The organism is Enterobacter cloacae complex sp. IR53041, from assembly GCF_049238285.1.
GTDB classification, from domain to species: domain Bacteria; phylum Pseudomonadota; class Gammaproteobacteria; order Enterobacterales; family Enterobacteriaceae; genus Enterobacter; species Enterobacter roggenkampii.
The window spans coordinates 48,875-72,053 of the sequence record NZ_JBMKHB010000018.1 but is presented as its reverse complement, the minus strand read 5'-3'; the positions used below and the strand labels follow the sequence as shown (position 1 = coordinate 72,053).

Sequence of the window (23,179 nt, the reverse complement as noted above, 5' to 3'; positions counted from 1 at the left end):
ATTCAGTCCTTATCAGTTGAGGCCGCGCACGGAGGAGATGAACTGCTTCAGTTCCGTGGTCTGCGGGTTGGCGAAAAGCGTTTTGCTGTCGCCCTGCTCCCAGACTTTCCCCTGGTGCATAAACACCACGCGGTCGCCCACTTCGCGGGCAAAATTCATTTCATGGGTAACCAGTATGAGCGTCATCCCCTCGGCCGCCAGCTGCTCCAGCACCTTGAGCACTTCGCCCACCAGCTCCGGGTCGAGCGCGGAGGTGATCTCGTCGCAGAGTAACACTTTCGGCGACATCGCCAGCGCGCGGGCAATCGCCACGCGCTGCTGCTGGCCGCCGGAGAGGCTCGACGGGTAGTAATCCAGACGGTCGCCTAAGCCCACTTTCTCCAGCATCTGCTGCGCCAGCGCCCGACATTCGGCGGCGCTTTTCTTCAGCACCCGACGCGGGGCGAGCATCACGTTCTCCAGCGCCGTCATGTGCGGGAACAGGTTAAAGCTCTGGAACACCATCCCCACCGAGCGGCTGATTTCGCGCGCCTGGGAATCCCGGTCGGTAATGGTCATGCCGCCCAGCTTGATGCTGCCGTCCTGATAGCCTTCCAGGCCGTTGATGCAGCGCAGCAGCGTGCTTTTGCCCGATCCGCTGCGCCCGATGATGGAGATCACCTGGCCCATGTCGATATCCAGATCGACGCCCTTGAGCACGTGGTTATCGCCGTAGTACTTCTGCACCTGATTAATGGTGATGAGAGGCATTGAATTTCGTCTCCAGATAGCGGCTGTAACGCGACAGCGGATAACACAGAATAAAGTAGCCCAGCGCCACCAGCGCAAAGACCTTAAACGGCTGATAGGTTACGTTGGTCAGCATGGTCCCGGCCTTGGTCAGCTCGACAAAGCCGATGATCGACGCCAGCGCGGTGCCTTTGATCACCTGCACGGCAAAGCCGACCGTCGGCGCAATGCCGATGCGCAGCGCCTGCGGAGCGACCACGCGAAACAGGGTCTGTCCAAAGGTCAGCCCCAGACAGCGCGATGCTTCCCACTGCCCCTTCGGCAGCGCGCGAATGCTGCCGTACCAGATATCGAGCAGAAACGCGCTGGTGTAAAACGTCAGCGCCAGCGAGGCGGCGGTCCACGGCGAAACGTCGATGCCGAACAGCGCAACGCCGAAGAAGGCCAGGAACAGCTGCATCAGCAGCGGCGTGCCCTGAAACAGCTCAATATAGCCGCGGATGATGCGCTTCACCGTGCGTCCGCCGGTGAGGCGCAGCAGCAGGAGCGGCAGCGTTACCACCGCACCGCCGACAAACGCCACCAGCGACAGCAGCACCGTCCAGCGCCCGGCCAGCAGCAGGTTGCGAATAATGTCCCAGTCGGTAAAGGTGGTCATCATGCCTGCACCCCCAGCCATTTGCGTCCTGCGGCCATCATCAGCTGGCGCAGGGTAATCGACAGCGCCAGGTAAATACCGGTTGTCACCAGATAGACCTCGAAGCTCAAAAACGTTCTGGACTGGATCAGGTTGGCGGCGAAGGTCAGCTCCTCATACGAGACCTGCGACACCACCGACGAGCCGAGCATCACGATGATGCACTGGCTCACCAGCGCCGGGTAAATGCGCTGCAGCGCGGGCGGCAGCACCACGCGGATAAAGGTCTGCAGCCGGGTCAGCCCCAGCACGCGTCCGGCCTCCCACTGCCCTTTCGGCGTGACCTGAATGCCCGCGCGGATAATCTCGGTGCTGTACGCCCCCAGGTTCACCACCATTGCCAATAGCGCCGCTTCCCCCGCCGTCATCTTCAGGCCCAGATTCGGCAGACCGAAGACGATGAAAAACAGCTGCACCACAAACGGCGTGTTGCGGATGATTTCCACGTATGCGCCCCAGATCCGGCTAAACCAGGTGGTGCGTCCGCTGCGGATCGCCGCCCCGAAAATCCCGATTGCCAGCCCGCCGACGGTGGCCATTACCGTCAGCTGAACGGTGACCCACAATCCCGCCAGCAGCGCCGGCCAGTGCGGCCAGAGGGCTGAAAAATCAAGTTGCTCCGTCATCGGCTCAGGCGCCAAGGTTTGCCGGCAGCGGGGCCTTCAGCCACTGCTCGGACAGGCCGTTCAGCGTGCCGTCTTTAATACCCTGCTCAATCAGCGCGTCCACTTTTGCCTTCAGGGCCGGTTCGTTTTTCTTCAGGCCGATAAAGCACGGCGAATCTTTCAGCATAAAGCTCGGCACCGGTGCTTTCGCCGCATTCTGACGCGAAATGGCCGCCACCACGAGGTTGCCGGTCGCCACGTACTGCACCTGGCCGGAGAGGTAGGCGGAGAGCGTGGTGTTGTTGTCTTCGTAGCGTTTCACGTTGGCATCTTTCGGCGCCAGGCCGGTCAGCACCATGTCCTCCACCGCCCCGCGCGTCACGCCGATGGTTTTTCCGCTCAGCGCGGCGGCGTCCTTCAGCTCGGCCCCTTTCGGGCCAAACACGCCGAGGAAGAACGGCGCGTAGGCGCGGCTGAAGTCGATTACCTTCTCGCGCTCCGGGTTTTTACCGAGACTTGAAATGACCAGGTCCACCTTGTCGGTTTGCAGGTACGGCACGCGGTTGGCGCTGGTCACCGGCACCAGCTGCAGCTTGAGCTTCATCTGTTTAGCGAGATAGCGCGCCATGTCGATGTCATAGCCCTGCGGCTGCAGATCGGTTCCCACCGAGCCAAACGGCGGGAAATCCTGCGGAACGGCAATGCGGATGGTGCCGCGCTTCTCAATATCCTGAAGCTGGTCAGCCTTTGCCGGCAGCTGTGTGAAGAGGCATGCGGCCCCGGCCAGTGCAATTAACAGTTTTTTCATGGTGCTTCCCCGTAACGTTAACATGAAACAAAAGATTCTTTGAATGTGATTTTGCAACTAATGTGCCAGATAACGCGAAGCGGGGATTTTTCTAATAAAGCCTGATAAAACGCGGGCGGGGCGAAAACGCTCTCCATTTTCGCCCCGCCGTTATGCACCATTTTAATGCAAAGCACCAGCCTGATGCCTCATTATCGCTGTTCGAGTTCGTCCAGCTGCTGGTAGAGGGAGGCAATCTCGTGAATGCGCGGGCGGCCCTGATCGAGAATGTCATGCAGGAAGGCGTTCGCCAGCAGGTTGATCAGACTGTTGACCGACGAATAGCTGTCATAGGCGGAGACGCTGTCCAGCGGAGTGCAGAGCTGCCAGCTCGCCAGCGGGAACAGGCTGTGGGCCTGCGGCTCGCACATCAGCAGCACCGGAATACCGCTGCTCTGAAGCTGCTGCATCAGCGGGCGAATGATGCGCGGGCGACGGCGAAAGGCCATCATCACCACCAGATCGTCCGGCGTTAAGTCCACCAGCTCCTCGCTCAGGCTCTGCCCCGGCTGCGGCAGCACCAGCACCTGACCGCGCGCCTGCAGCAGCTGCTGGCGCAGGTGCAGCGCCGCCGGATAGGCGTTACGCATGCCGATAATGACGATGCGGCGCGCCCTGACCATGCAGGCCATGGCGTCGGCAAACTGCTGCGCGTCGAGGGCATTGACCCACTGGGTCAGGTTTGCCATCTCCTGCTTATAGTGGCGCGCCAGCAGCGTATTGCCCTGCACCGCGTCGCGATTGTCGGTGAGCGGCATCCCGCTCTGGCGCAGGGTGCGCAGCTCTTCGCGCATGTCCTTATATTTCTCATAGCCCAGACGCTTAAACAGACGGCTCACCGTGGCTTTCGACACCCCGCTCAGCTGCGCCAGCTCGGCGCTGTTATAGCTAATGAGGTCGTCAAAATGATCGAAAATAAAATCCGCCACCCGCTGCTCCTGCGGCGACAATGACGCGTATTGTGCTTTCAGTCGTTCATCAAGCTGTTCCATAACGCCTCTGTAACGTTTGTTTCATCTCATGCTCATTATTCATTAAGCATGCCAGCTTCTGCGGCAACTGGCATGAAACTTTTTATTCAGAACTGGAACAGCTTTTGCAGCACCTTGTGACTTTCAGGGTTACGAGGACGCTTCATGCAAAGTAATGTCTCCACGCACGGCATGGCCGTTGCGCCCCACAATCTTGCCAGCCAGAGCGCGCTGGCGGTGCTGCGCGAAGGCGGCAGCGCGATAGAGGCGATGGTCGCGGCAGCGGCCACCATCGCCGTGGTTTACCCGCATATGAACGGGCTGGGCGGCGATGGCTTCTGGCTTATCGTGCCGCCGGAAGGCGACCCCATCGCCATTGACGCCAGCGGCGCGGCGGGATCGCGCGCGACGCTGGCCGCCTACGATGGGCTCACGCAGATCCCCCATCGCGGACCGCAGGCGGCGCTAACCGTCGCCGGCACGGTAAGCGGCTGGGACGAGGCGCTGAAGGTCTCGCGCGAAATCACCGGCAAAACGCTGCCGCTGGCCCGCCTGCTGGCCGACGCCATTGACTATGCGCAGAACGGCACCCCGGTCACGGCCTCTCAGGCCCACGCCACGGCCAGCAAGTTCGACGAGCTGAAGGCCATCCCCGGCTTCGCGGAAACCTGGCTGGTGGACGGTAAGCCGCCGCAGGTCGGGAGCCGGTTTTACCAGCCCGCCATGGCCACGACCTTGACGCGTCTGGCGGAAGAGGGTCTCGACAGCTTTTATCGCGGCCCGCTGGCGGAAGTCCTGGCGCACGGCATGGAGACGCTGGGTCTCCCCGTGACGCTGGCCGATCTCAACGCCCACGCGGCCCGGCGCACCACGCCGCTGAAGCTGGAGCATCAGCAGGGAGAGATCTTTAACCACGCCCCGCCAACGCAGGGGCTGGTCTCGCTGGCGATACTCGGCATCACCGACCGCCTGAACATGGCGGAGGCCGACGACGCCGACACCATTCACCGCATCGTGGAAGCCACCAAGCTGGCCTTTGGCCTGCGCGATGCCCACATCACCGACCCGCGCGCGCTGAAAACCGATGTTCAGAAACTGCTGGATCCCGCCGCCCTGCAGGCGCTTGCCGACAGGGTTGACGACGGCCGCGCCGCGCCGTGGGGAACCGGAAAAGGCCCCGGCGATACGGTGTGGATGGGGGTGATGGACAGCAGCGGGCTTGCCGTCTCGTTTATCCAGAGCCTTTATCACGAGTTCGGCAGCGGCGTGGTGCTGCCCGATACCGGCATCGTCTGGCAGAACCGGGGCGCATCGTTCAGCCTCGATCCCGCCCATCTTCTGGCCCTCGCGCCGGGCAAACAGCCGTTCCACACCCTGAACCCGGCGGCGGCGCGTCTGAAGGACGGTCGCGTGATGGTCTACGGCTCGATGGGCGGCGACGGACAGCCGCAAACCCAGGCCGCGCTCTTTACCCGCTACGTTGTCCAGGGCGTCCCCCTGCAGGAGAGCATCACCCGCCCACGCTGGCTGCTGGGGCGCACCTGGGGGCAAACCTCAGACACCTTAAAGCTTGAAGGGCGTTTTTCACCCGAGACGGTCGCGCGCCTGCGGGCACTCGGTCACGAGGTGGAGCTATTCCCTGACTTTAGTGAAGCCATGGGCCACGCGGGCGCCATTGTTCGCCACCCCAACGGGCTGTTTGAAGGGGCATTTGACCCGCGCAGCAACGGCGCGGCCGCCGGATTCTGAGGAGAAAACAATGACGACACACCAACCCGACTGGCAGGCGTACCTGGCGCAGATGGAAACCGTACTCGGCGTGACGCTGGATGACGCCCGCCGGGCCGAGCTGCAGCTGCAGTTCAGCCGCATTGCCAGCATGGCCGCCCCACTGATGGCGCTGCCGCTCGACGACCGTCTGGAGATCGCAGGAGTGTATAAAGCATGAGGCTACACGAGATGAGTATCAGCGACATTCAGCAGGCGCTGAGCGCGGGCGAGCTGAGCGCCCATGAGATTGCCCGCCAGACGCTGGAGGCCATTGCGCGCGTTAACCCGCAGATCGGCGCCTGGACCGCCGTGACGGAAGCACGCATGCTCGCCGAGGCTGAGAACATCGACACCCTGCGGCGCGAGAAGCGCCCCCTGCCGCCGCTGGCGGGCGTACCCTACGCGGTGAAAAACCTGTTCGACGTTGCCGGTCACACCACCCTCGCCGGGGCCGAGCTGTTCAGCCAGCGCCCCGCTGCCGCTGCCGACAGCTTCGCCGTGCGCCAGCTGCGCAGCGCGGGCGGGCTGCTGACCGGGATGGTCAATATGGACGCCTACGCCTACGGCTTTACCACCGAGAACAGCCACTACGGCGCGACGCGTAACCCGCACGATCTGACACGCATTGCGGGCGGGTCGTCCGGCGGTTCAGCCGCCGCGGTGGCCGCCGGGCTGGTGCACTTTTCGCTCGGCACCGACACCAACGGCTCGATTCGCGTTCCGGCCTCCCTGTGCGGCATCTACGGCCTGAAGCCCACCTTTGGCCGCCTGTCGCGATCCGGCAGCCATCCGTTTGTCGCGAGCCTGGATCATATCGGGCCCTTTGCGCGCCGCGTATGCGACCTGGCGTCCGTGTACGACGCGCTGCAGGGGCGGGATACCAGCGACGGTTTTCAGGCAGAGAGCTCGCGCGAACAGACGCGCCCCCTGCTTGACCGCGGGCTTGGCGGCCTGCGCTGCGCGGTGCTCGGCGGCTACTTCACCACCTGGTGCGACGCGGACGCCAGAGACGCCGTGGCGCGGGTGGCGAAGGCGCTCGACGTGCAGGATGAGCTTCAGTTTCCTGACGCCGATCTGGCGCGTTCCGCGGCGTTTATCATCAGCGCCTCCGAAGGGGGAAATCAGTACCTGCCCGCGCTTCGCCGGGAACCCGAGCGTTTTGAGCCGCACTCCCGCGAACGCCTGCTGGCCGGGGCGATGATCCCCTCTGCCTGGTACATTCAGGCCCAGCGGTTTCGCGCGCAGGCACGGCAGGCGTTTCACGCGCTGTTTGCACGGGCCGACGTGCTGATTGCCCCGGCAACGCCGCGCAGCGCCACGCGGATCGGCGAGCAAACCATGGTGATTAACGGTCAGCCGCTTCCCATCCGCGCCAGCATGGGGATGCTGACCCAGCCGATTTCGTTTTTAGGCCTGCCCGTGACCACCGTTCCGCTGCGCACCGCGCAGGGCGCGCCCATTGGCCTGCAGCTGATTGCCGCGCCGTTTAACGAGCAGGCCTGCCTGCGCGTTGCGCGCGTGCTGGAAGAGAGCGGCATCACCGATGCCCGCCCGGCGGAGGTGGCCGCATGATGAATCACGATGACATTAACCTCCCGTGGGTAGTCGCCGAGGTGACCGCCGCGTTTTACCGCTATGAAGACGCGCTGGTGAGCAACAACGTTGCGGTGCTGGACGAGCTGTTCTGGCACGACAAAAACACGGTGCGTCTGGGGACGGGGGAAAACCTGTACGGGATTGATGAAATCCGCGCCTTTCGCGCGGCGCGCCCGTCCGTCGGGCTGCAGCGGACGCTGCGCCACACCGTCATCACCACCTTCGGTGAGGATTACGCGGTGTGCAGCACCGAGTTTACCCGGGAGAGCACGGAGCGCATTGGCCGCCAGCAGCAGACGTGGGTGCGGTTTGCCTACGGGTGGCGCATCGTGGCGGCGCAGGTGAGTTTGATGGTGTAACGCTGAAAAACCTGCCCGGTGGCGCTGCGCTTACCGGGCCTACGATGTTCCGTATGCCCTGTGGGCCCTGTAGGCCGGGTAAGGCGCAGCCGCCACCCGGCAAAACATCGCACACTTACTGCTGAAACGGATGCACGTCCCGCCAGTGGTCGGCAATCTGCTGGCGGGTACAGACCCACACCCGCTCGTGCTGCTGCACATAATCCAGGAACCGCTGCAGCGCCCGAAAACGGCCCGGACGCCCGAGCAGGCGGCAGTGCATGCCGATGGACATCATCTTCGGCGCGCTTTCCCCCTCTTCGTACAGCACGTCAAAACTGTCCTTCAGATACGTATAAAACTGCTCGGCGGTGTTAAATCCCTGCGCGGTCGCAAAGCGCATGTCGTTCGCATCCAGCGTATACGGCACGATCAGGTGCGGCTTGCGGGAGCCGTCGCTGCAGGCCACTTCCGTCCAGAAGGGCAAATCGTCGCCGTAGTAGTCGCTGTCGTAGTCAAAACCGCCGTGCTCCACCACCAGCTGGCGCGTGTTGGGGCTGTCGCGCCCGGTGTACCAGCCGGTTGGCGGCTTGCCGAACATGTCGGTCAGAACGTGCACCGCCTTGTGCAGGTGTTCGCGCTCCTGGCTGATGTCCATATTCTGATAGTGGATCCAGCGCCAGCCGTGGCTGACCACGTCGTAATCCGCCGCTTTGATCGCCTCAACAATCTCCGGGTGACGCGCCAGCGCCATCGCCACGCCAAAGACCGTCAGCGGCAGGCCGCGTTTCTGAAATTCATTGTGGATCCGCCAGAACCCGGCGCGGCTGCCGTATTCGTAGAGGGAGTCCATCGACATGTGCTTGTCCGGGTAGCTGGCCGCGCCGATGATGTCCGACAGGAACTGCTCGGATCCGGCATCGCCGTGCAGAACGTGGTTTTCCGCCCCTTCCTCATAGTTGAGCACAAACTGCACGGCAACGCGCGCCTGATTCGGCCACCGCGCGTGCGGCGGGTTGCCCGCGTAGCCGCGCAGATCCCGCGGATAATCCTGTTTGAAAAGCCCCATTGCCACCCCCAAAAATTAAAATGGATTCAATGCCTGAAAATGCCCGCTTAACACTTTGTTCTCCGGGAACGCCAGATCGCCGTGCTTGCTGGTCGACAGCCCCAGCGCCACCAGCGACTCCACCATCTTTACCGCCGCGCTGACGCCGTCGATCACCGGCACGCGCAATTCGCGGGTCAGCTCCTGCGCCAGGGTCGCCATGCCGCCGCAGCCCAGCACGATGGCACCGCAGCCATCCTCTTGCAGTGCCTGTATACAGCGCGCGCGCACCTTCTCCTGCGCCAGACCGCTGCCGTCTTCCAGCGCCAGCACCGGGAGATCGATAGCGTGCAGCGCCGCGCAATGGTCCTGAAAGCCATACTGGTGCAGCAGATGACGGGCAATGATCAGCGTGCGCGGCAGCGTAGTAACCACCGAAAAGCGCGTCGCGACCAGCGTCGCCATATGCATGGCGGCCTCCGCAATGCCGACTACCGGCCCCTGCGCCAGCTCGCGCGCCGCCAGCAGGCCCGGATCGCCAAAGCAGGCGATGACGTGACCATCCACGCCCTGCTCTCTGCCGAGCTTGACCTGTTCAAGAACGCCCACGGCGGCGATGGCCTCATCGAAGTGGCCTTCTATGGACGGCACGCCCGCGCTCGGACAGACCGCGAGTATCTCCGTCCCCGGCGCCGCCACCGCGCGGGCCGCCGCGCCGATGGTTTCCGTCATGGCGAGGCTGGTGTTGGGGTTGATCACTTGTATACAGACAGACATTACGACTCCTTGTGGCCGGCAAACAGCCGGGCAAAATCAGGCAGGCACTCGCCTGCCCGCTCGAAGCAGAGGCTGGCGACGATATGTTCAAAATGGTGCATGAGGGCATCGCTTAGTGGCTCAAGCGCCTTCTGGCGCAGCAGATCCACCAGCTGTTCGTGATCGTTGCAGCGGCATCCCTGACGCCACGGCGCGCCCCAGGTGGCGATCACCAGCGAAGAACGCTGGCTCAGGCCGGTCACCATCTCCGTGAGCACTTGGTTGCCGGAGATGGCCTGCAGCTGAATGTGGAAATTGGCGGAGTAGCGAATCGCCGCCGGGCCGTCATAGGCCTCGTGCGCCTGCTGCTCCTGGCGAATGATGGCCTCCAGCGCGGCAAGGTGCGGCGGCTGACAGTGGGCCAGCACGTCCGGCAGGTTAGCGACCTCCAGCAGCGCGCGTGTGCGGAAGATGTGCCGCGCCTCTTCCACCGTGGGGCTGGCGACGTGTGCACCACGCTTGGGCGTCAGGGTGACCATTTGCACAGCGGCGAGTCGTTGAAGCACCTTGCGGATGCCCGTGCGGCTCACGCCAAAGACCTCTGCCAGCGCCTCTTCCGGCAATTTGCTCCCCGGCAGCAGCTGGTGTTCGACAATCGCGGTCATCAATGCCTGGAAGATGGTTTCGTCTTTGTCATGCAGGTCTGGCGCGGTCTGCAGGGCGTTAATGTTGTTCATTCACCACTCCGAATTTTACTTTCAGTTATCGAATCGTATACATAAAAATAAAATATTGCATACAAGATTTATTATTTTGGCCTGGATCCTGCAACACCGTTTGCACTCCCACTCAACGGGTTTTCATTCACAGGAGCAGGTTTCATGCCAAACAGTCAAAACGCGCATCAGGGTACGGCCGCTGATTCCGGTGCGGTTTACAGCCCACGTCTTTGCAATGAGGATCTGGCACCGACGCGTGACCAGAACTGGAGCTGGTACAACATCTTTTCGTTCTGGATGTCGGACGTTCACAGCATGGGGGGTTATGTGGTCGCCGCGAGCTTCTTTACGCTCGGGCTGGCAAGCTGGCAGGTGCTGCTCTGCCTGCTGGTGGGGATTTGCATCGTGCAGCTGTGCGCCAACCTGGTGGCCAAACCGAGCCAGATGGCGGGCGTGCCCTATGCGGTGATCAGTCGACAGGCGTTCGGCGTGTTCGGGGCCAATATCCCGGCGGTGATCCGCGGGCTGATTGCCTTCGCGTGGTACGGGATTCAGACCTATCTCGCCGCCAACGCCCTGATGCTGGTGGCGCTGAAGTTCTGGCCATCGCTCTCTTCACTCACTACCGGCGCATTCCTGGGCCTGTCGCATCTGGGCTGGATCTGCTTTGCCATTATGTGGGTCCTGCAGGCGATGGTCTTCTGGCACGGCATGAGCGCCATCAAGCGCTTTATTGATATCGCCGGTCCGGCGGTCTATGTGGTAATGCTGGCCCTCGCCGGCTGGATTGTATACAAGACCGGTTTTGATGGGATCTCCTTTACCCTCGCCAGCAAATCCCTGAGCGCGGGCGAGCAGACCTGGCAGATGATCACCGCCACGGCGTTGGTGGTCTCCTACTTCTCCGGCCCGCTGCTCAACTTTGGCGACTTCTCCCGCTACGGCAAAAGCATGGGCGAGATCCGCCGCGGCAACCGCTGGGGGCTGCCGTTTAACTTCCTGCTGTTCTCCATCGTCACCGTGGTGATTGTCTCCGGCACCCAGTCGCTGTTTGGCCGCATGATCACCGATCCGATCGAAACCGTCAGCCGCGTGGGTAACGATCTGGCCGTGGCGATAGGCCTGCTGACGATGATCACTGCCACCATCGGGATCAACATCGTCGCGAACTTCGTCTCCCCGGCGTTTGATTTCTCTAACTGCTCGCCGCAGAAAATCAGCTTCCGCACCGGGGGCATGATCGCCGCAGTCGGCTCGATCCTGCTTACCCCGTGGAACCTGTTCAACTCGCCGGAGCTCATCCACTACACCCTGGACGTGCTCGGGGCGTTTATCGGCCCGCTGTTCGGCATCCTGATCGCCGATTTCTACCTGATTAAACGCGGCAAGGTGTCGGTTGACGATCTGTTCGACGACACGCCAAAGGGCAAATACTGGTACCGCAACGGCTTTAACCCGAAAGCCATTGGCGCCCTGATCCCGTCCGTTGCCGTGGGCCTGGTCATTAGCTTTATCCCGGCCCTGCATGAGGTGGCAAACTTCAGCTGGTTTATCGGCGTCTTCCTCGGCGGCGTGACCTACCGCTGGCTGGCGCGGGAAGAGCGCGAGACGGCAGGCGCGACGTCGTTTGGCTCCCGCGTGGCGACGCAAAAAGAGTAACCTTTCTCTTCGGCCGCAGCATCTCTGCGGCCCGTTCATTCTGGCACCGTTCTTGCTGAGCCTTCTTACCCCCGCTACGCACACACGAAGGCAGGAACCATGATGGAATACCAGACTGCGATACGCGGTGCTTTTTTTGATATTGTCCGGGTCTGCGACAGCGCAGACGCCATTGCCCGGCACGCGCGCTACCTTGAGGACGGCCTGCTGTTTATCCAGCACGGAAAAATTCTGGCACAGATGCCGTGGCAGGAGGGCGAGCAGTATCTTGACCCGCACAAAGGCTATACCGACCTGCGCGGCAGGCTGCTGCTGCCCGGTTTTGTCGACACCCACGTCCATTATCCGCAAACGGAGATGATTGGCGCCTTTGGCGAACAGCTGCTGGAGTGGCTGACCACCTACACCTTCCCGGTGGAGAGCCAGTTTGCCGATGAGGCCTACGCGAAAGAGATCGCCGAATTTTTCATTCAGCAGCTTGTGAGCAACGGCACCACCACCGCGCTGGTGTTTTGCACGCTGCATCCGGAATCGGTCGAAGCGCTGTTTACCGAAGCCCTGCGCCTCAATATGCGCCTTATCGCCGGAAAGGTGATGATGGACCGACACGCGCCGGACTACCTGAGCGAAGACGCGAAGCAGAGCTACCGGCAGACGCGGGCGCTGATTCAGCGCTGGCATCACCGTGGGCGGCTGGGTTATGCGATAACGCCGCGCTTTGCCCCGACCTCATCACCCGAGCTGCTTGCGGCGGTCAGCCTGCTCAGAGAGGAGTTCCCGGACACCTGGCTGCAGACCCACCTGAGCGAAAACCCCAACGAAGTGGCCTGGGTGAGCGATCTCTGGCCGGAGCATGAGCGCTATCTGGACGTGTATCACCACTACGGCCTGACCGGCGAGCGCAGCGTGTTTGCCCACGCGATCCATCTGCACCACAGCGAGTGGCAGTGCCTGCATGACACCGGCTCGGCGGTGGCGTTTTGCCCCACCTCAAACCTGTTTCTCGGCAGCGGGCTGTTTCGCCTGCCCGCCTGCTGGCAGCACAGGGTGCGGATGGGCATCGGCACCGACGTCGGCGCGGGCACCACCTTCAGCATGCTGCGCACCCTGGGAGAGGCCTACAAGGTCGGCCAGCTTCAAAGCTACCGCCTGCGTGCCAGCGAGGCCTTTTACCACGCCACGCTGGGCGGCGCGCATGCCCTCCGGCTGGATGACAAGATTGGCAACTTCGCGGCAGGCAAAGAGGCGGATTTTGTGGTTATCGACCCCAACGTCACGCCGCTGCAGCGCCTGCGCAATCGGCGCTGTCAGGATATCTACGAGCAGCTTTTCGTGCTGATGACCCTCGGCGACGAGCGCAACATCAGCGAGACCTGGGTCAACGGCGAGCGGGTATGGTCAGCTGCCCCGGTAGGTTGACCATCCGCCCGGGGCAATCACAAACGGCAGATGGAAGTGTTCGTCTGCCCTTTCTCCCGTGACAAACTCAATGTGCGCGCAGGGATAGATCGTCTTCCGGCCGGTATCGCTAAACCACGCCCCGATCTCCGCCACCAGCCGATAGCGGCCCGCGGGCAGAGAGGGGACGAACGCGGCGATGCGCCCCTGGGCGTTGGTCACGCCCGTGGCCAGCGTCTTCCCGTCCTGTTGCAGATGAACCGTCACGCCCTCCGCGGGCTTGCCCGTCGAAATATCGAGAATATGGGTGCTGAGTGTGCTCATTCGTGGATGACTCCTTCCAGGCGCAGCAGCGTAATTTCCCGCAGCTGTTCCAGCGCGGCACGGATTTCCTGCGCGTCGCTGTTCCCCAGCCGCGCGTGCAGGGCCTGTAATATCTCCTCGCCGCTGCGGCCCTTCGCGCGGTTCAGAAAGACGCGTCCAAAGCGGGCTTCGTAGCGGGCGTTGCCTTCACGCAGCGCCCGGGCAAGAGCAGCATCGCGGTCATTCACCGCCCCCTGCTCCTGGCGCGACAGCGCCGCCTCCGCCGCTGAACCCGCTGGTTTTTCCCCGATGCGCGGATGGGCGCTCAGGGCTTGCGCCAGCGCCGCTTCGTCCCAGTTTTGCATCAGCGATTTCGCCGTACTGAACAATTCGTCCCGGCTGGCGTAAGGCCGCCCGTGAACCAGCGCATCGGCCCAGCGGGGAAGCGCCACGCAGGGGTGAATCAGCGCTAACGCCTGTTCATGGGGAAGATGATTGAAGTCGTGCAGTGCGATCATAGTGTCTCCTTTATTGTCCTTCTCCAGGCTATTGCACAAACCACGCCACCCTGAGCACAGGCGTGAAACAGTCGATTCCACAAGGTCGACCAGGAAATTTTTGATTCATAAAAAGGCACGCTCACCGCGTTTACGCACCTTAGCAGTGCAAACGTCTCCCTTACAACGCCGTTTTCGCCATGCTGCAGCCTGGTACGCAAATTGCTGACTGTCTTTACACCCTGCAAAAGGAGAGAAGCATGAAAGCAATCGTTATTGGCGCGGGTATTGGCGGCCTGAGCGCCGCCGTCGCGCTGAAGAAAGCGGGCATCGACTGTACCGTGTTTGAAGCCGTAAAGGAGATCAGGCCCGTCGGGGCGGCCATCTCCATCTGGCCTAACGGCGTGAAATGCATGCAGCACCTCGGCATGGGCGACATCATCGAGACCTGGGGCGGGCCGATGCGTTTTATGGCCTACAAGGATTACCGGCGCGGCGATACCCTGACCCGCTTTAGCCTTGCCCCACTGGTTGAGCGTACCGGCGGGCGCCCCTGCCCCGTCTCGCGCGCTGAGCTTCAGCGCGAAATGCTGGACTTCTGGGGTCGCGACAAGGTGCAGTTCGGCAAGCGCGTCGAAGGCGTCCATGAAGACGACGCGGGCGTGAGCGTGACCTTCACCGATGGCACCACCGCCGCCGGGGATTTCCTGATTGCCGCCGACGGCAGCCACTCGGCGGTTCGCCCGTACGTGCTGGGATACACCCCGGAGCGCCGCTACGCGGGCTATGTGAACTGGAACGGGCTGGTGAAGATTGACGAAGAGATCGCCCCGGCGCACCAGTGGACCACCTTCGTTGGCGAAGGCAAACGCGTGTCGCTGATGCCCGTCTCCGGCGGACGCTTCTATTTCTTTTTTGACGTGCCGCTGCCCGCAGGCCTGGCGGAGGATCGCACCACCCTGCGCGCCGATCTCACGGGCTACTTCCGCGGCTGGGCGCCGCCGGTGCAGAAGCTTATCGCGGCGCTGGATCCTGAAACGACCAATCGGATTGAAATCCACGACATTGAGCCGTTCGACAGCCTGGTGCGCGGCAACGTCGCGCTGCTGGGCGATGCCGGGCACAGCACCACGCCGGATATCGGCCAGGGCGGCTGCGCGGCGATGGAAGATGCCGTGGTGCTGGGGGAATGCCTGCGTGAAAACCACAACATCACGCTGGCGCTGCGGCAGTACGAGGCGCTGCGCTGCGACCGCGTACGCGACCTGGTGCTGAAGGCGCGCAAGCGCTGCGACGTCACCCACGGCAAAGATATGGCGTTGACGCAGGCCTGGTATCAGGAGCTCAAAGAGGAGACCGGAGAGCGCATCATCAACGGTCTGTGCGAGACCATTCAGGGCGGCCCGTTAGGCTGAACGCATGAGGGACAACGATGAAAAGAGAACCGACCCCACCCGCCCACTGTACGTTTGAGCCAGAGGACTGGCTGCGTCTGGCGAAATGCTGGCATCCGGTCGCGCGCGCCTGCGACGTCGGTCCGGCGCCGGTCAAAGCGACGCTGCTGGATGAGCAGCTGGTGATTTACCGCATTAACGACCAGGTCGTGGTCGCCCGTGACGTGTGCCCGCACCGCGGCGTGCCGCTGACGCTCGGCTTTCACGACGAGCACGGGATTATCTGCCCCTATCATGGCTTACGCTTTGGGGAGGACGGGCGCTGCAACCGTATTCCCTCCAGCCCCGATCAGCCCGTTCCGGCGAAGCTGAACCTGATTAACTACGCGGTCGAAGAGCGGTTCGGGCTGATCTGGGCCTGCCTGGCCTATGATCCGGAAAAACCCGCGCCGCTGCCCACCATGCCGCACTGGGATGACGACGGATTTCAGCAGATTAACTGCCCGGCGTTTGAGGTGAACGGCTTCGCCGGACGTCAGGTAGAGGGTTTTCTGGACGTGGCGCACTTTGCGTGGATCCACACCGAAACCTTTGCCGACCCCAATAATCAGCTTGTGCCTGCCTATCAGCCACAGGAGACGCCGTTCGGCTTCGTGGCGGATTACTGGAGCGCCGTGAGCAACTATCCCGCCAGTTCCCCCGTGCAGGCTCCGGAAGGGTTCCAGTGGCTGCGCCATTTTGAAATGCACCTGCCGTTCACCGCCACCCTGACGATTCATTTTCCGGGTGAATCGCGGCTGGTGATCATGAACGCCGCGTCGCCGGTGTCATCGCGCGTGACCCACATGTTCGCCCCTATTGCCCGCAATTTTGACCTGCATATTCCGGTGGAGGATGTACATGCCTTCAACCTGCGGATTTTTGAAGAGGACCGTCTGATGGTGGAAACCCAGCGCCCGGAAAGCCTGCCGCTGGACCTGACGCTGGAAGCGCATATCCCCGCGGATAAAAGCTCGATTGCCTATCGTCGGGGGCTGAAGAAAATGGGCTTTGGCGAGTTTTTCCTGGTATGACGGAGGCCAATATGCTGAGCGTGATTGTTGACGGGCTGTGGCGCGAGGGCGACAAAAGCCTCGCCGTCAGGCTGGTGGCTGATAACGGCGACGCGCTGCCGCCGTGGCAGCCCGGGGCGCACGTTGATGTCCACCTGCCCTGCGGCGTGGTGCGCCCGTATTCCCTGACCGGAGCATGTGGGGACGAGAGCTATCTTATTTGCGTGGGGCGTGAAACCGCCTCGCGCGGCGGGTCGCGCTACGTTCACGAGACGCTGCGTCCCGGGCAGAAGCTGATGATATCGGCTCCGCGCAACCTGTTTCCGCTGCAGCAGGCAGAGCGGGTTTTGCTGCTGGCGGCGGGGATTGGCATTACGCCGCTGTATGCGATGGCCCTGCAGCTGAAGGCGACCGGAACGCCGTTCACGCTGCATTATTACGTCAGAAACCGTGAAAGCGCGGCGTTTGGGCGCGAACTCTCCCGGCTCGGTGAGTGCCTCATTCATACCGCCAGCCCGCGCACAGCGCTGGCGGCACATCTCCCGGTGGCCGAATCGGGCCTTCACGCCTGGGTCTGTGGTCCGGCAGGTTTTATGGAAAAAGTGCGTGAGGTGGCGGCGGCAAAGGGATGGGATGACGCCCATCTTCACAGCGAGGCGTTTCAGCCCGTTGCGCCCGCCGCAGGCGGTGAAGCCGGGGAGATCTTCACGGTCAAACTGGCCTCCACCGGGGAGCGCTGGCCGGTGCCTGCGGATAAAACCATCGCCCAGGTGCTGCAGGAAAATGGCGTGGCGGTCCCGCTTTCCTGTGAGATGGGGATCTGCGGCGCCTGCCTGACGCCGGTGATTGACGGCGTGGTGGATCACCGGGATAGCGTGCAGTCAGAGGCGGAAAAAGGCGCGATGGACCAGCAGGTGGCGCTGTGCTGTTCGCGAAGCTATTCCGGGGAGCTGGTGATTGGGCTGTAAAACGAAAAAACCCTGCGATATTGCTATCGCAGGGTTTTCGAATTTGGCGGAAGCGTAGAGATTCGAACTCTAGAACCCTTTCGGGTCGCCGGTTTTCAAGACCGGTGCCTTCAACCGCTCGGCCACGCTTCCAAAGTGAGGCGCACTATAAACATCTATTAGCGCCTTGTAAAGCAGGAATTTTTCGATTTTTCCCCACGGGCGTTTGACTGCGCAAAAAGTCACCCAAACGCTGACATCCCCCTCACTCTCCGCGACCTTGTACATACCGTAACACAGCAACGCTCATCTTTTTAAATCGCTCTGGTATAGAATGCCACAAAAATAGACGGCCATTTGTTGTGTAATTGTTATTAATCTGAATTTCCGCAGATTTAAGACATTACTGCCATGCAGTGTTACTGGTTGATGATGAAAATCAAAAATACGCTTTGCTTACATTTTCTGATGGCGTTTCTGGCCATTTTGTTTCTTTGTCTTCACCCGCTGGTGGCGAGCTTCGATCCGCCGCTTACCTTCCAGCCGCTGATTAAATCAATGGCGGGCACGCCTAAAGAACAGGCGGAAAAAATTGCCACTATCTCTCATGCCTTAGAAGGGAATGCGATATTCTTCATTGGTGCGTCTGAGGTGGCGACCTCAGAAGATGAACATTACGCTGTCTATAATTACTTTAATAAGCAATTGCACAAACCCGTCGTGGCGTATGGCGATGCGTTTGTCGATGACGAAACGCAGTTTTTACTGTTCTCACGTTTTAAAAATAGCCTCAACGCAAACAGTAAAGTTGTTTTGCTGCTGGCACCTGACAGCTTTTACTCAAAAGGCCTGCCTCCCGCTATCTATGCCGATAATTTCCCGGGTTCTGTTTTTAATCCTTTGATGAAGGATCCGCAGGCACGCCCAATATTGGTTAATTATTTAAAACATATTGAGAGTAAAGAAATAAGCCATTTAACCTTTGGCCAAATGCGTGTCTTTGGCTGGCCCCCCGATCTGATATGGGACGAGGTGAGTTTCCAGTTTGCCAACGTCTGTACCCTGATAAAAAACGACTGGCTGGCGCTGCTTCACGTCACGCCCCGGACGGAACAGCCGTGGCCGCCACAGCCAACCACCCACATTGCCCCTGACTGGGATAAAGAGCTGGCGAATGCCCGCGAGTTAAATAAAAAGCGCCAGCAGAGCGCGGCCACCCTGTGGATGGACAAAACGATTTACGAGGAGGACGGTACGCGGCAGCAGTGGGATGACACGCCGGTCGTGCCTGCGCAAATCGCTGCCTTCAGTAAAACCGTCCAGTTGCTTAAAGAACACCACGTGCAGGTGATTGCTATCGTCGACCCGGTTAACCCCTGGGCGCTTTACAACACCGATACCTTCCGCCCGGTGGATAAGCAAATTAAAACCATTCTGGAAAAGAACCAGATCCCGTATTTAGATATGTACGCCATGCCTTATCAGAATGGCTGGAACTGGGATCGTTTGCACCCTTCCGAACTGGCCTGGGTTCCTATGATTCGCTTTATTGCACAGAGCTTTAAATAATGAAAATCGCGATCCGTCTTTTTTTCCTTTATCTCCTGCTGGCGATCACCATCGTCGCGTGGACCTCTGTCGATGACAGTATGAGTATGCAGCTGCATTTTGAATATCAAAAGTTCTGAGGCCGAATGATGTATAGCTCAGGAATGTTTTTTGTCTGTTTGTTTTCATCCGCCCTGGCGTTTGCGCTGGTCAATCGCCTATTACGCCATCGCCTGACGTATTTATCGGCATTATCCGTCATGGCCGCATTAGGCTGGGGCTATATTTTTCAGGGTGATTACCGTGTTCCCGCGGTCGTTTTTATCAGTTTTTATCTAGTCGCCGCGTTAAAAGAAAAAGGATGGTTAAAAACCTGGCAGGCGATTGTGTTAACGCTGCTTCCTTTATTTTTGGTGAAATTGCACCTTAATCATCATCTCGGCATGATCGGCCTCTCTTTTATGACATTCCGCGCGGTGGACGTGCTGCTCTATCGCAGTAAAAAAGAAGGGCAGAATTTCCTGCACTATTTCTGCTATCTGTTTATGCCCTTTATTATTCTGGCAGGCCCAATGTACCGCTGGCGGACATGGATGAACGACGTCAGCAAGCCCGTCTTTGCCCTTAACCGCGAACAGTTTTTAGTGGCGCTGGAGCAAATCATTACCGGCATTGTCCAGAAGTTCCTGTTTGCCATGCTGGTTGATTCGCTGGTCGTACAGCCCTGGAGCCATAAGCCGTTTACGCTGACCGTGGGCGTGGTGATGTCGATTGCCTATAGCGCCTACCTCTACTTTGATTTTGCGGGCTACAGCAATATGGCCATCGGTGCGGGCCGCCTGTTTGGGCTCAACATCCCGGCAAACTTCAATATGCCGCTTCTGGCAAAGAACCCGCAGGATTTCTGGCGCCGCTTCCACATCAGCCTGTCTGAATGGCTGCGCGATGTGGTCTTTATGCCCGTTTATATGAACCTGATGAAGTTTAACTTTTTCCGTCAGAACAAAACGCTGGCGCAAAATATCGGTATTTTCTGCACCCTGTTTTGCATGGGGGCATGGAATGGCCTGGAACGCCATTACGTCATCAGCGGCGCGCTGTTTGGCGCCATTTCAGTCGCTCACAACATGCTGCTGTGGTCAGCCAAACGCAGCCCGGCGTTACACCGCGGGTTGCAGTATCCGGCTGTTGCTTTTTTAGGGCGCATTCTGACGCTGGGAAGCGCCGCGGGCGCCCTTTACATCTTTAGTGGAATGTCACCTCTATGAAAAATCTCTCCGATCTTCAGGAACTGCAGGATTTCTTGCGCGCGGCATTATGCGATCCCGCCTCCCCGCAGCAGCTGGCCATCAGCGGCAGCGACGAAGCCTTAAGCTGGCTGCAGCTTTCCGCTGCCGTGACGGACTGGGCTCAGCGCTATCAGCGTAGCCAGCCTGTTGCCGGTACGCCGGTCGTCTTGTACGGACACCAGCAGGCCGAGTTCGCCGTGGCGATTTATAGCTGCCTGCTGCACAACATTCCGTACATTCCGGTGGACTGCATTTACCCGCAGGAGCGCCTGCGGGAGATCTGCCACCTGGCCAGCGCCCCTTACTATTACGACGTCGCGAGCCGGCAGTTCATCGCCACGGGTGAACCGGGCAAGGTGCTGGAGGAGCAGGATCTGGCCTATATCATGTTTACCTCCGGCAGCACCGGCAAGCCTAAAGGGGTGCAGATTGGGCGTGAAAGCGTGTGGCACTTCATGAAATGGGTCAGCCAGGACTTTTCGCTGCCGGAAAAACCGGTCCTGATGAACCACGCGGTGTTCAGTTTTGACCTCTCCCTGATCCCTTTGCTGGCGAATCTGGCGATGGGTGGACACATCGTGCTGAACGCCAAAGACGATATTCAGAAAGCGAACTGGCTGGAACGACTGAAAAGCAACGCCGTCTCCGCCTGGGTTTCCACCCCCTCTTTTGCTTACCAGCAGCTGCTTTCCCCGCAGTTCAACAGCGAGTATTTGCCTGCGCTGAGCGTCTTTATCTTCATTGGTGAAGTGTTGAATAAAGCGCTGGTTAAACAGCTTCGCCGCCGCTTCCCGCAGGCCAAAATCATCAACTCCTATGGCCCAACGGAAGCGACCATCGCGACCACCGTGGTCGAGATCACGGATGCGATTCTGAACAGCGACAGCGCCGTGCTGCCGGTGGGGGTCATGATGCCTGAGAGCAGAATGGAAATTTCCGCCGAGGGCGAGCTGATTATCTGGGGTAAAAACGTCATGCGCGGCTACCTCGGCCTGCCGCAGGAGAACGCAGAAAAATTACTCCGTCGGGAAAATGAAGCATTTCGCGGCTACCGGACCGGCGATCTGGGCTATGAAGCGGGGCTTATCTACTGCCAGGGACGCAACGACAGCCAGGTCAAACTGAATGGCTACCGTATTGAAATCAACGAAATTGAAAACCGCCTGCTGGCGATGTCCGGGATTAACGAAGCGGTGGTGATGCCACTGATGAAACCCTGCGGCAGCGTGCTGCGCATTGCCGCGTTCTGCGTGACGGAACTGGCGCCGGATACCATCAAAACCTCGCTGTCGAAGGTGGTTCCCCACTATATGGTGCCGTCACAAATTATCGTAAAAGACGCTTTGCCGCTGAATCCTAACGGCAAAATTGACCGCAAGCTGCTGGACGCTTACGCCCGCACAAATTAATGACTCCAGGAAAAATTATGGAACAAGAAATTCTCGCCCTGTTCGAAAAAGTGTTATCCCGTAAGGTGGGCTTTCACGATGAGCTGATTGAATCCGACATTATCGACTCCATCCTGGCGGTCGATATGGTTCTGGAAGTGCAGGACGTTTACGGCTGCATGATCCCGCCGACAGACGTGGCGACGGTGCTGAAAACCCCGGCGGACCTGGCCCGCTATATTGAAGAAAACCGCTAAACGCCCCTGCTGTTAATCCTGTCCTGAAGGCTCTGGCGCATCGCGCCAGAGCCCAGACGCAAAATGAATATCCTTCACCGGAATTAAACCAACCGCTTTTGGGATTTCTCCTACACTTTAGGGGTCGTGTTGTTCTTAACAGAGGAGTCTGCGGTATGGCATTCGTAACCACGAAAGACGGCGTCAACATTTACTACAAAGACTGGGGTCCGAAAGAGGCTCAGCCCATTGTCTTCCACCACGGCTGGCCGTTGAGTGCCGATGACTGGGATAACCAGATGCTCTTCTTCCTGGCAGAAGGCTATCGCGTTATCGCTATCGATCGCCGCGGACATGGACGATCGGACCAGGTGAGTGAAGGCCACGATATGGATCATTATGCGGCCGATGCGTCAGCCGTGGTTGAAAGCCTGGATCTGCATAATGCCGTGCACGTCGGTCACTCCACCGGCGGCGGCCAGGTCGCCCGCTATGTTGCGAAGTACGGCCAGCCGCAGGGGCGCGTCGCCAAAGCGGTGCTCGTCAGCGCCGTCCCGCCTCTGATGGTCAAAACGGAGACGAATCCCGGCGGAACGCCGATCGAGGTTTTCGACGGCTTTCGCAAAGCGCTGGCGGCTAACCGCGCCCAGTTTTATCTCGACGTTGCCAGCGGTCCTTTCTACGGTTTTAATCGCGATGGTGCCGACGTTTCGCAGGGTACGATCCAGAACTGGTGGCGACAGGGTATGATTGGAAGCGCCAAAGCCCACTATGAGGGGATTAAGGCGTTTTCAGAGACCGACCAGACGGAAGATTTGAAAACCATCACCGTTCCCGTTCTGGTGCTGCAGGGCGATGACGATCAGGTTGTGCCGTATAAAAATGCCGCCCTTCTTCAGGACAAGCTGCTGGCGAACAGCGTGCTGAAAATTTATCCGGGCTTCCCGCACGGGATGCATACTACCCATGCGGATACTATCAACGCGGACATACTGGCCTTTATTCGCTCATAACGCCGCGTTTCTTGCCGGGTGGCGCTGCGCTTACCCGGCCTACGCCACAATATCCCGCTCAATGCATGAACGCCACCCGAGGGTGGCGTTGTTAATTCCGCTTAGCGATTATCCAGCTGGGCGCGAACGTTGTTCAGCCCGGTGGTGTTGATGCGGTAAGGCTGCCCGTTCACGGATCGGATCAGCTTTTTGGCGCGGAGTTTTTTGAAGACGCTGAGCGTGCAGTCGCTCAGCACCAGCCCTTCACGGGTGTAGCACTCAACGGACGTGACGCGGCCAGAACTGTCGCGGACGTGCACGATACGTCCACCTTTGGCGAGAACGTGTAAGGTACGTTGTTCCTGACGGGATAAATTCATACTGGAAAACCTGTGTAATC

At 60.2% G+C, this 23,179-nt stretch carries 24 protein-coding genes, 1 tRNA gene and 1 pseudogene; 14 read left to right on the top strand and 12 right to left on the bottom strand.

The annotated features are described in order from the left end of the window. Nucleotides 1-12 precede the first annotated feature (12 nt). The 5 genes from ACOTXF_RS14325 to hpxU form a co-directional block, all read right to left on the bottom strand. Nucleotides 13-750 (bottom strand): amino acid ABC transporter ATP-binding protein, encoded by a 738-nt coding sequence (locus ACOTXF_RS14325; protein WP_023327069.1) that lies wholly within the window; start codon nt 748-750, stop codon nt 13-15. Beyond that, the gene (locus ACOTXF_RS14320) at nt 731-1,387 is read right to left on the bottom strand and encodes an amino acid ABC transporter permease (protein WP_071882588.1); all 657 of its coding nucleotides are present in this window, start codon (nt 1,385-1,387) and stop codon (nt 731-733) included. The genes ACOTXF_RS14325 and ACOTXF_RS14320 overlap by 20 nt, the downstream gene beginning before the upstream one ends. Then, nucleotides 1,387-2,052, bottom strand: a complete 666-nt coding sequence (locus ACOTXF_RS14315) for an amino acid ABC transporter permease (RefSeq protein WP_023343724.1) — start codon at nt 2,050-2,052, stop codon at nt 1,387-1,389. The genes ACOTXF_RS14320 and ACOTXF_RS14315 overlap by 1 nt, the downstream gene beginning before the upstream one ends. 4 nt (nt 2,053-2,056) lie before the next feature. Continuing rightward, nucleotides 2,057-2,839, bottom strand: a complete 783-nt coding sequence (locus ACOTXF_RS14310) for a transporter substrate-binding domain-containing protein (RefSeq protein WP_047745118.1) — start codon at nt 2,837-2,839, stop codon at nt 2,057-2,059. Between the two features lie 191 nt (nt 2,840-3,030). Then, a complete protein-coding gene (hpxU, locus tag ACOTXF_RS14305) occupies nt 3,031-3,870 on the bottom strand; it encodes a MurR/RpiR family transcriptional regulator HpxU (protein WP_047745117.1) in 840 nt (279 codons plus the stop codon). A gap of 144 nt (nt 3,871-4,014) precedes the next feature. On the opposite strand from hpxU, the gene hpxW reads away from it, so the two are divergent. Genes hpxW through hpxZ form a run of 4 tightly spaced genes read left to right on the top strand, consistent with a single transcriptional unit; the run spans nt 4,015 to nt 7,574 of the window. Next, the gene (gene hpxW, locus ACOTXF_RS14300) at nt 4,015-5,598 is read left to right on the top strand and encodes an oxamate amidohydrolase (protein WP_047745116.1); all 1,584 of its coding nucleotides are present in this window, start codon (nt 4,015-4,017) and stop codon (nt 5,596-5,598) included. A 10-nt stretch (nt 5,599-5,608) separates the two neighbouring features. Next, nucleotides 5,609-5,797 (top strand): oxalurate catabolism protein HpxX, encoded by a 189-nt coding sequence (hpxX, locus tag ACOTXF_RS14295; protein ID WP_008499849.1) that lies wholly within the window; start codon nt 5,609-5,611, stop codon nt 5,795-5,797. After that, nucleotides 5,794-7,191, top strand: a complete 1,398-nt coding sequence (locus ACOTXF_RS14290) for an AtzE family amidohydrolase (protein ID WP_047745115.1) — start codon at nt 5,794-5,796, stop codon at nt 7,189-7,191. Before hpxX ends, ACOTXF_RS14290 begins: the two co-directional genes overlap by 4 nt. Next, a complete protein-coding gene (hpxZ, locus tag ACOTXF_RS14285) occupies nt 7,188-7,574 on the top strand; it encodes an oxalurate catabolism protein HpxZ (RefSeq protein ID WP_047745114.1) in 387 nt (128 codons plus the stop codon). The genes ACOTXF_RS14290 and hpxZ overlap by 4 nt, the downstream gene beginning before the upstream one ends. 115 nt (nt 7,575-7,689) lie before the next feature. Here hpxZ and puuE read toward each other — a convergent pair whose 3' ends face one another. The 3 genes and pseudogenes from puuE to ACOTXF_RS14270 all read right to left on the bottom strand — a co-directional run bounded on the left by puuE (nt 7,690) and on the right by ACOTXF_RS14270 (nt 10,094). After that, nucleotides 7,690-8,622, bottom strand: coding sequence for an allantoinase PuuE (puuE, locus tag ACOTXF_RS14280; protein WP_047745113.1), 933 nt, complete (start codon nt 8,620-8,622; stop codon nt 7,690-7,692). Beyond that, nucleotides 8,507-9,378 (bottom strand): annotated as a pseudogene (gene hpxA, locus ACOTXF_RS14275) (allantoin racemase). The gene puuE and the pseudogene hpxA overlap by 116 nt, the downstream one beginning before the upstream one ends. Further along, nucleotides 9,378-10,094, bottom strand: a complete 717-nt coding sequence (locus ACOTXF_RS14270; protein ID WP_047745111.1) for a GntR family transcriptional regulator — start codon at nt 10,092-10,094, stop codon at nt 9,378-9,380. Before ACOTXF_RS14270 ends, hpxA begins: the two are co-directional and overlap by 1 nt. A gap of 144 nt (nt 10,095-10,238) precedes the next feature. On the opposite strand from ACOTXF_RS14270, the gene ACOTXF_RS14265 reads away from it, so the two are divergent. Together ACOTXF_RS14265 and guaD are read left to right on the top strand one after the other, a co-directional pair. Next, nucleotides 10,239-11,735: an NCS1 family nucleobase:cation symporter-1 gene (locus tag ACOTXF_RS14265; RefSeq protein WP_234115086.1), complete on the top strand. Its 1,497-nt coding sequence runs from the start codon at nt 10,239-10,241 to the stop codon at nt 11,733-11,735. A 99-nt stretch (nt 11,736-11,834) separates the two neighbouring features. Next, nucleotides 11,835-13,154 (top strand): guanine deaminase, encoded by a 1,320-nt coding sequence (gene guaD / locus ACOTXF_RS14260; RefSeq protein ID WP_048963251.1) that lies wholly within the window; start codon nt 11,835-11,837, stop codon nt 13,152-13,154. Here the strand turns inward: guaD and uraH are convergent. Together uraH and uraD are read right to left on the bottom strand one after the other, a co-directional pair. Then, entirely contained in the window at nt 13,134-13,457 is a 324-nt protein-coding gene (gene uraH, locus ACOTXF_RS14255; RefSeq protein WP_048963250.1) for a hydroxyisourate hydrolase, read from the bottom strand. The two genes, guaD and uraH, sit on opposite strands and share 21 nt — an antisense overlap. After that, the gene (uraD, locus tag ACOTXF_RS14250; RefSeq protein WP_048963249.1) at nt 13,454-13,954 is read right to left on the bottom strand and encodes a 2-oxo-4-hydroxy-4-carboxy-5-ureidoimidazoline decarboxylase; all 501 of its coding nucleotides are present in this window, start codon (nt 13,952-13,954) and stop codon (nt 13,454-13,456) included. The genes uraH and uraD overlap by 4 nt, the downstream gene beginning before the upstream one ends. Nucleotides 13,955-14,193: 239 nt before the next feature. Between uraD and hpxO the strand changes: the two genes are divergently transcribed. The 3 genes from hpxO to ACOTXF_RS14235 are packed head-to-tail and all read left to right on the top strand — an operon-like array spanning nt 14,194 to nt 17,347. Then, nucleotides 14,194-15,348 carry an FAD-dependent urate hydroxylase HpxO gene (gene hpxO, locus ACOTXF_RS14245; RefSeq protein ID WP_021240834.1) on the top strand — a complete coding sequence of 385 codons (1,155 nt, stop codon included), beginning with the start codon at nt 14,194-14,196 and terminating at the stop codon, nt 15,346-15,348. Between the two features lie 17 nt (nt 15,349-15,365). Next, the gene (gene hpxD, locus ACOTXF_RS14240; RefSeq protein WP_023343714.1) at nt 15,366-16,400 is read left to right on the top strand and encodes a molybdenum cofactor-independent xanthine hydroxylase subunit HpxD; all 1,035 of its coding nucleotides are present in this window, start codon (nt 15,366-15,368) and stop codon (nt 16,398-16,400) included. 11 nt (nt 16,401-16,411) lie between these two features. Then, nucleotides 16,412-17,347, top strand: coding sequence for a PDR/VanB family oxidoreductase (locus ACOTXF_RS14235; protein ID WP_023343713.1), 936 nt, complete (start codon nt 16,412-16,414; stop codon nt 17,345-17,347). A gap of 44 nt (nt 17,348-17,391) precedes the next feature. On the opposite strand, the gene ACOTXF_RS14230 is transcribed toward ACOTXF_RS14235, so the two are convergent. Further along, nucleotides 17,392-17,479: transfer RNA gene (locus tag ACOTXF_RS14230), tRNA-Ser, on the bottom strand. A 279-nt stretch (nt 17,480-17,758) separates the two neighbouring features. Between ACOTXF_RS14230 and ACOTXF_RS14225 the strand changes: the two genes are divergently transcribed. From ACOTXF_RS14225 to ACOTXF_RS14205, 5 genes are all read left to right on the top strand, one after another. Beyond that, complete coding sequence (locus ACOTXF_RS14225) at nt 17,759-18,895, top strand: D-alanyl-lipoteichoic acid biosynthesis protein DltD (RefSeq protein ID WP_047745130.1); 1,137 nt, start codon at nt 17,759-17,761, stop codon at nt 18,893-18,895. A gap of 128 nt (nt 18,896-19,023) precedes the next feature. After that, a complete protein-coding gene (locus ACOTXF_RS14220; protein ID WP_047745109.1) occupies nt 19,024-20,142 on the top strand; it encodes an MBOAT family O-acyltransferase in 1,119 nt (372 codons plus the stop codon). After that, on the top strand, nt 20,139-21,572 hold the full coding sequence (locus ACOTXF_RS14215) for an AMP-binding protein (RefSeq protein ID WP_047745108.1): 1,434 nt from the start codon (nt 20,139-20,141) through the stop codon (nt 21,570-21,572). The genes ACOTXF_RS14220 and ACOTXF_RS14215 overlap by 4 nt, the downstream gene beginning before the upstream one ends. A gap of 17 nt (nt 21,573-21,589) precedes the next feature. Beyond that, nucleotides 21,590-21,808, top strand: coding sequence for an acyl carrier protein (locus ACOTXF_RS14210; RefSeq protein WP_047745107.1), 219 nt, complete (start codon nt 21,590-21,592; stop codon nt 21,806-21,808). Between the two features lie 155 nt (nt 21,809-21,963). Further along, the gene (locus ACOTXF_RS14205) at nt 21,964-22,800 is read left to right on the top strand and encodes an alpha/beta fold hydrolase (RefSeq protein ID WP_023292852.1); all 837 of its coding nucleotides are present in this window, start codon (nt 21,964-21,966) and stop codon (nt 22,798-22,800) included. A 101-nt stretch (nt 22,801-22,901) separates the two neighbouring features. Here ACOTXF_RS14205 and ACOTXF_RS14200 read toward each other — a convergent pair whose 3' ends face one another. Beyond that, nucleotides 22,902-23,159 carry a YjhX family toxin gene (locus ACOTXF_RS14200; protein WP_047745106.1) on the bottom strand — a complete coding sequence of 86 codons (258 nt, stop codon included), beginning with the start codon at nt 23,157-23,159 and terminating at the stop codon, nt 22,902-22,904. Nucleotides 23,160-23,179: the final 20 nt, after the last annotated feature.

Coding starts and splice junctions, on each gene's coding strand:
- ACOTXF_RS14325 (WP_023327069.1), bottom strand. CDS start 750: ATGCCTCTCATCACCATTAATCAGGTGCAGAAGTACTACGGCGATAAC.
- ACOTXF_RS14320 (WP_071882588.1), bottom strand. CDS start 1,387: ATGACCACCTTTACCGACTGGGACATTATTCGCAACCTGCTGCTGGCC.
- ACOTXF_RS14315 (WP_023343724.1), bottom strand. CDS start 2,052: ATGACGGAGCAACTTGATTTTTCAGCCCTCTGGCCGCACTGGCCGGCG.
- ACOTXF_RS14310 (WP_047745118.1), bottom strand. CDS start 2,839: ATGAAAAAACTGTTAATTGCACTGGCCGGGGCCGCATGCCTCTTCACA.
- hpxU (WP_047745117.1), bottom strand. CDS start 3,870: ATGGAACAGCTTGATGAACGACTGAAAGCACAATACGCGTCATTGTCG.
- hpxW (WP_047745116.1), top strand. CDS start 4,015: ATGCAAAGTAATGTCTCCACGCACGGCATGGCCGTTGCGCCCCACAAT.
- hpxX (WP_008499849.1), top strand. CDS start 5,609: ATGACGACACACCAACCCGACTGGCAGGCGTACCTGGCGCAGATGGAA.
- ACOTXF_RS14290 (WP_047745115.1), top strand. CDS start 5,794: ATGAGGCTACACGAGATGAGTATCAGCGACATTCAGCAGGCGCTGAGC.
- hpxZ (WP_047745114.1), top strand. CDS start 7,188: ATGATGAATCACGATGACATTAACCTCCCGTGGGTAGTCGCCGAGGTG.
- puuE (WP_047745113.1), bottom strand. CDS start 8,622: ATGGGGCTTTTCAAACAGGATTATCCGCGGGATCTGCGCGGCTACGCG.
- ACOTXF_RS14270 (WP_047745111.1), bottom strand. CDS start 10,094: ATGAACAACATTAACGCCCTGCAGACCGCGCCAGACCTGCATGACAAA.
- ACOTXF_RS14265 (WP_234115086.1), top strand. CDS start 10,239: ATGCCAAACAGTCAAAACGCGCATCAGGGTACGGCCGCTGATTCCGGT.
- guaD (WP_048963251.1), top strand. CDS start 11,835: ATGATGGAATACCAGACTGCGATACGCGGTGCTTTTTTTGATATTGTC.
- uraH (WP_048963250.1), bottom strand. CDS start 13,457: ATGAGCACACTCAGCACCCATATTCTCGATATTTCGACGGGCAAGCCC.
- uraD (WP_048963249.1), bottom strand. CDS start 13,954: ATGATCGCACTGCACGACTTCAATCATCTTCCCCATGAACAGGCGTTA.
- hpxO (WP_021240834.1), top strand. CDS start 14,194: ATGAAAGCAATCGTTATTGGCGCGGGTATTGGCGGCCTGAGCGCCGCC.
- hpxD (WP_023343714.1), top strand. CDS start 15,366: ATGAAAAGAGAACCGACCCCACCCGCCCACTGTACGTTTGAGCCAGAG.
- ACOTXF_RS14235 (WP_023343713.1), top strand. CDS start 16,412: ATGCTGAGCGTGATTGTTGACGGGCTGTGGCGCGAGGGCGACAAAAGC.
- ACOTXF_RS14225 (WP_047745130.1), top strand. CDS start 17,759: ATGAAAATCAAAAATACGCTTTGCTTACATTTTCTGATGGCGTTTCTG.
- ACOTXF_RS14220 (WP_047745109.1), top strand. CDS start 19,024: ATGTATAGCTCAGGAATGTTTTTTGTCTGTTTGTTTTCATCCGCCCTG.
- ACOTXF_RS14215 (WP_047745108.1), top strand. CDS start 20,139: ATGAAAAATCTCTCCGATCTTCAGGAACTGCAGGATTTCTTGCGCGCG.
- ACOTXF_RS14210 (WP_047745107.1), top strand. CDS start 21,590: ATGGAACAAGAAATTCTCGCCCTGTTCGAAAAAGTGTTATCCCGTAAG.
- ACOTXF_RS14205 (WP_023292852.1), top strand. CDS start 21,964: ATGGCATTCGTAACCACGAAAGACGGCGTCAACATTTACTACAAAGAC.
- ACOTXF_RS14200 (WP_047745106.1), bottom strand. CDS start 23,159: ATGAATTTATCCCGTCAGGAACAACGTACCTTACACGTTCTCGCCAAA.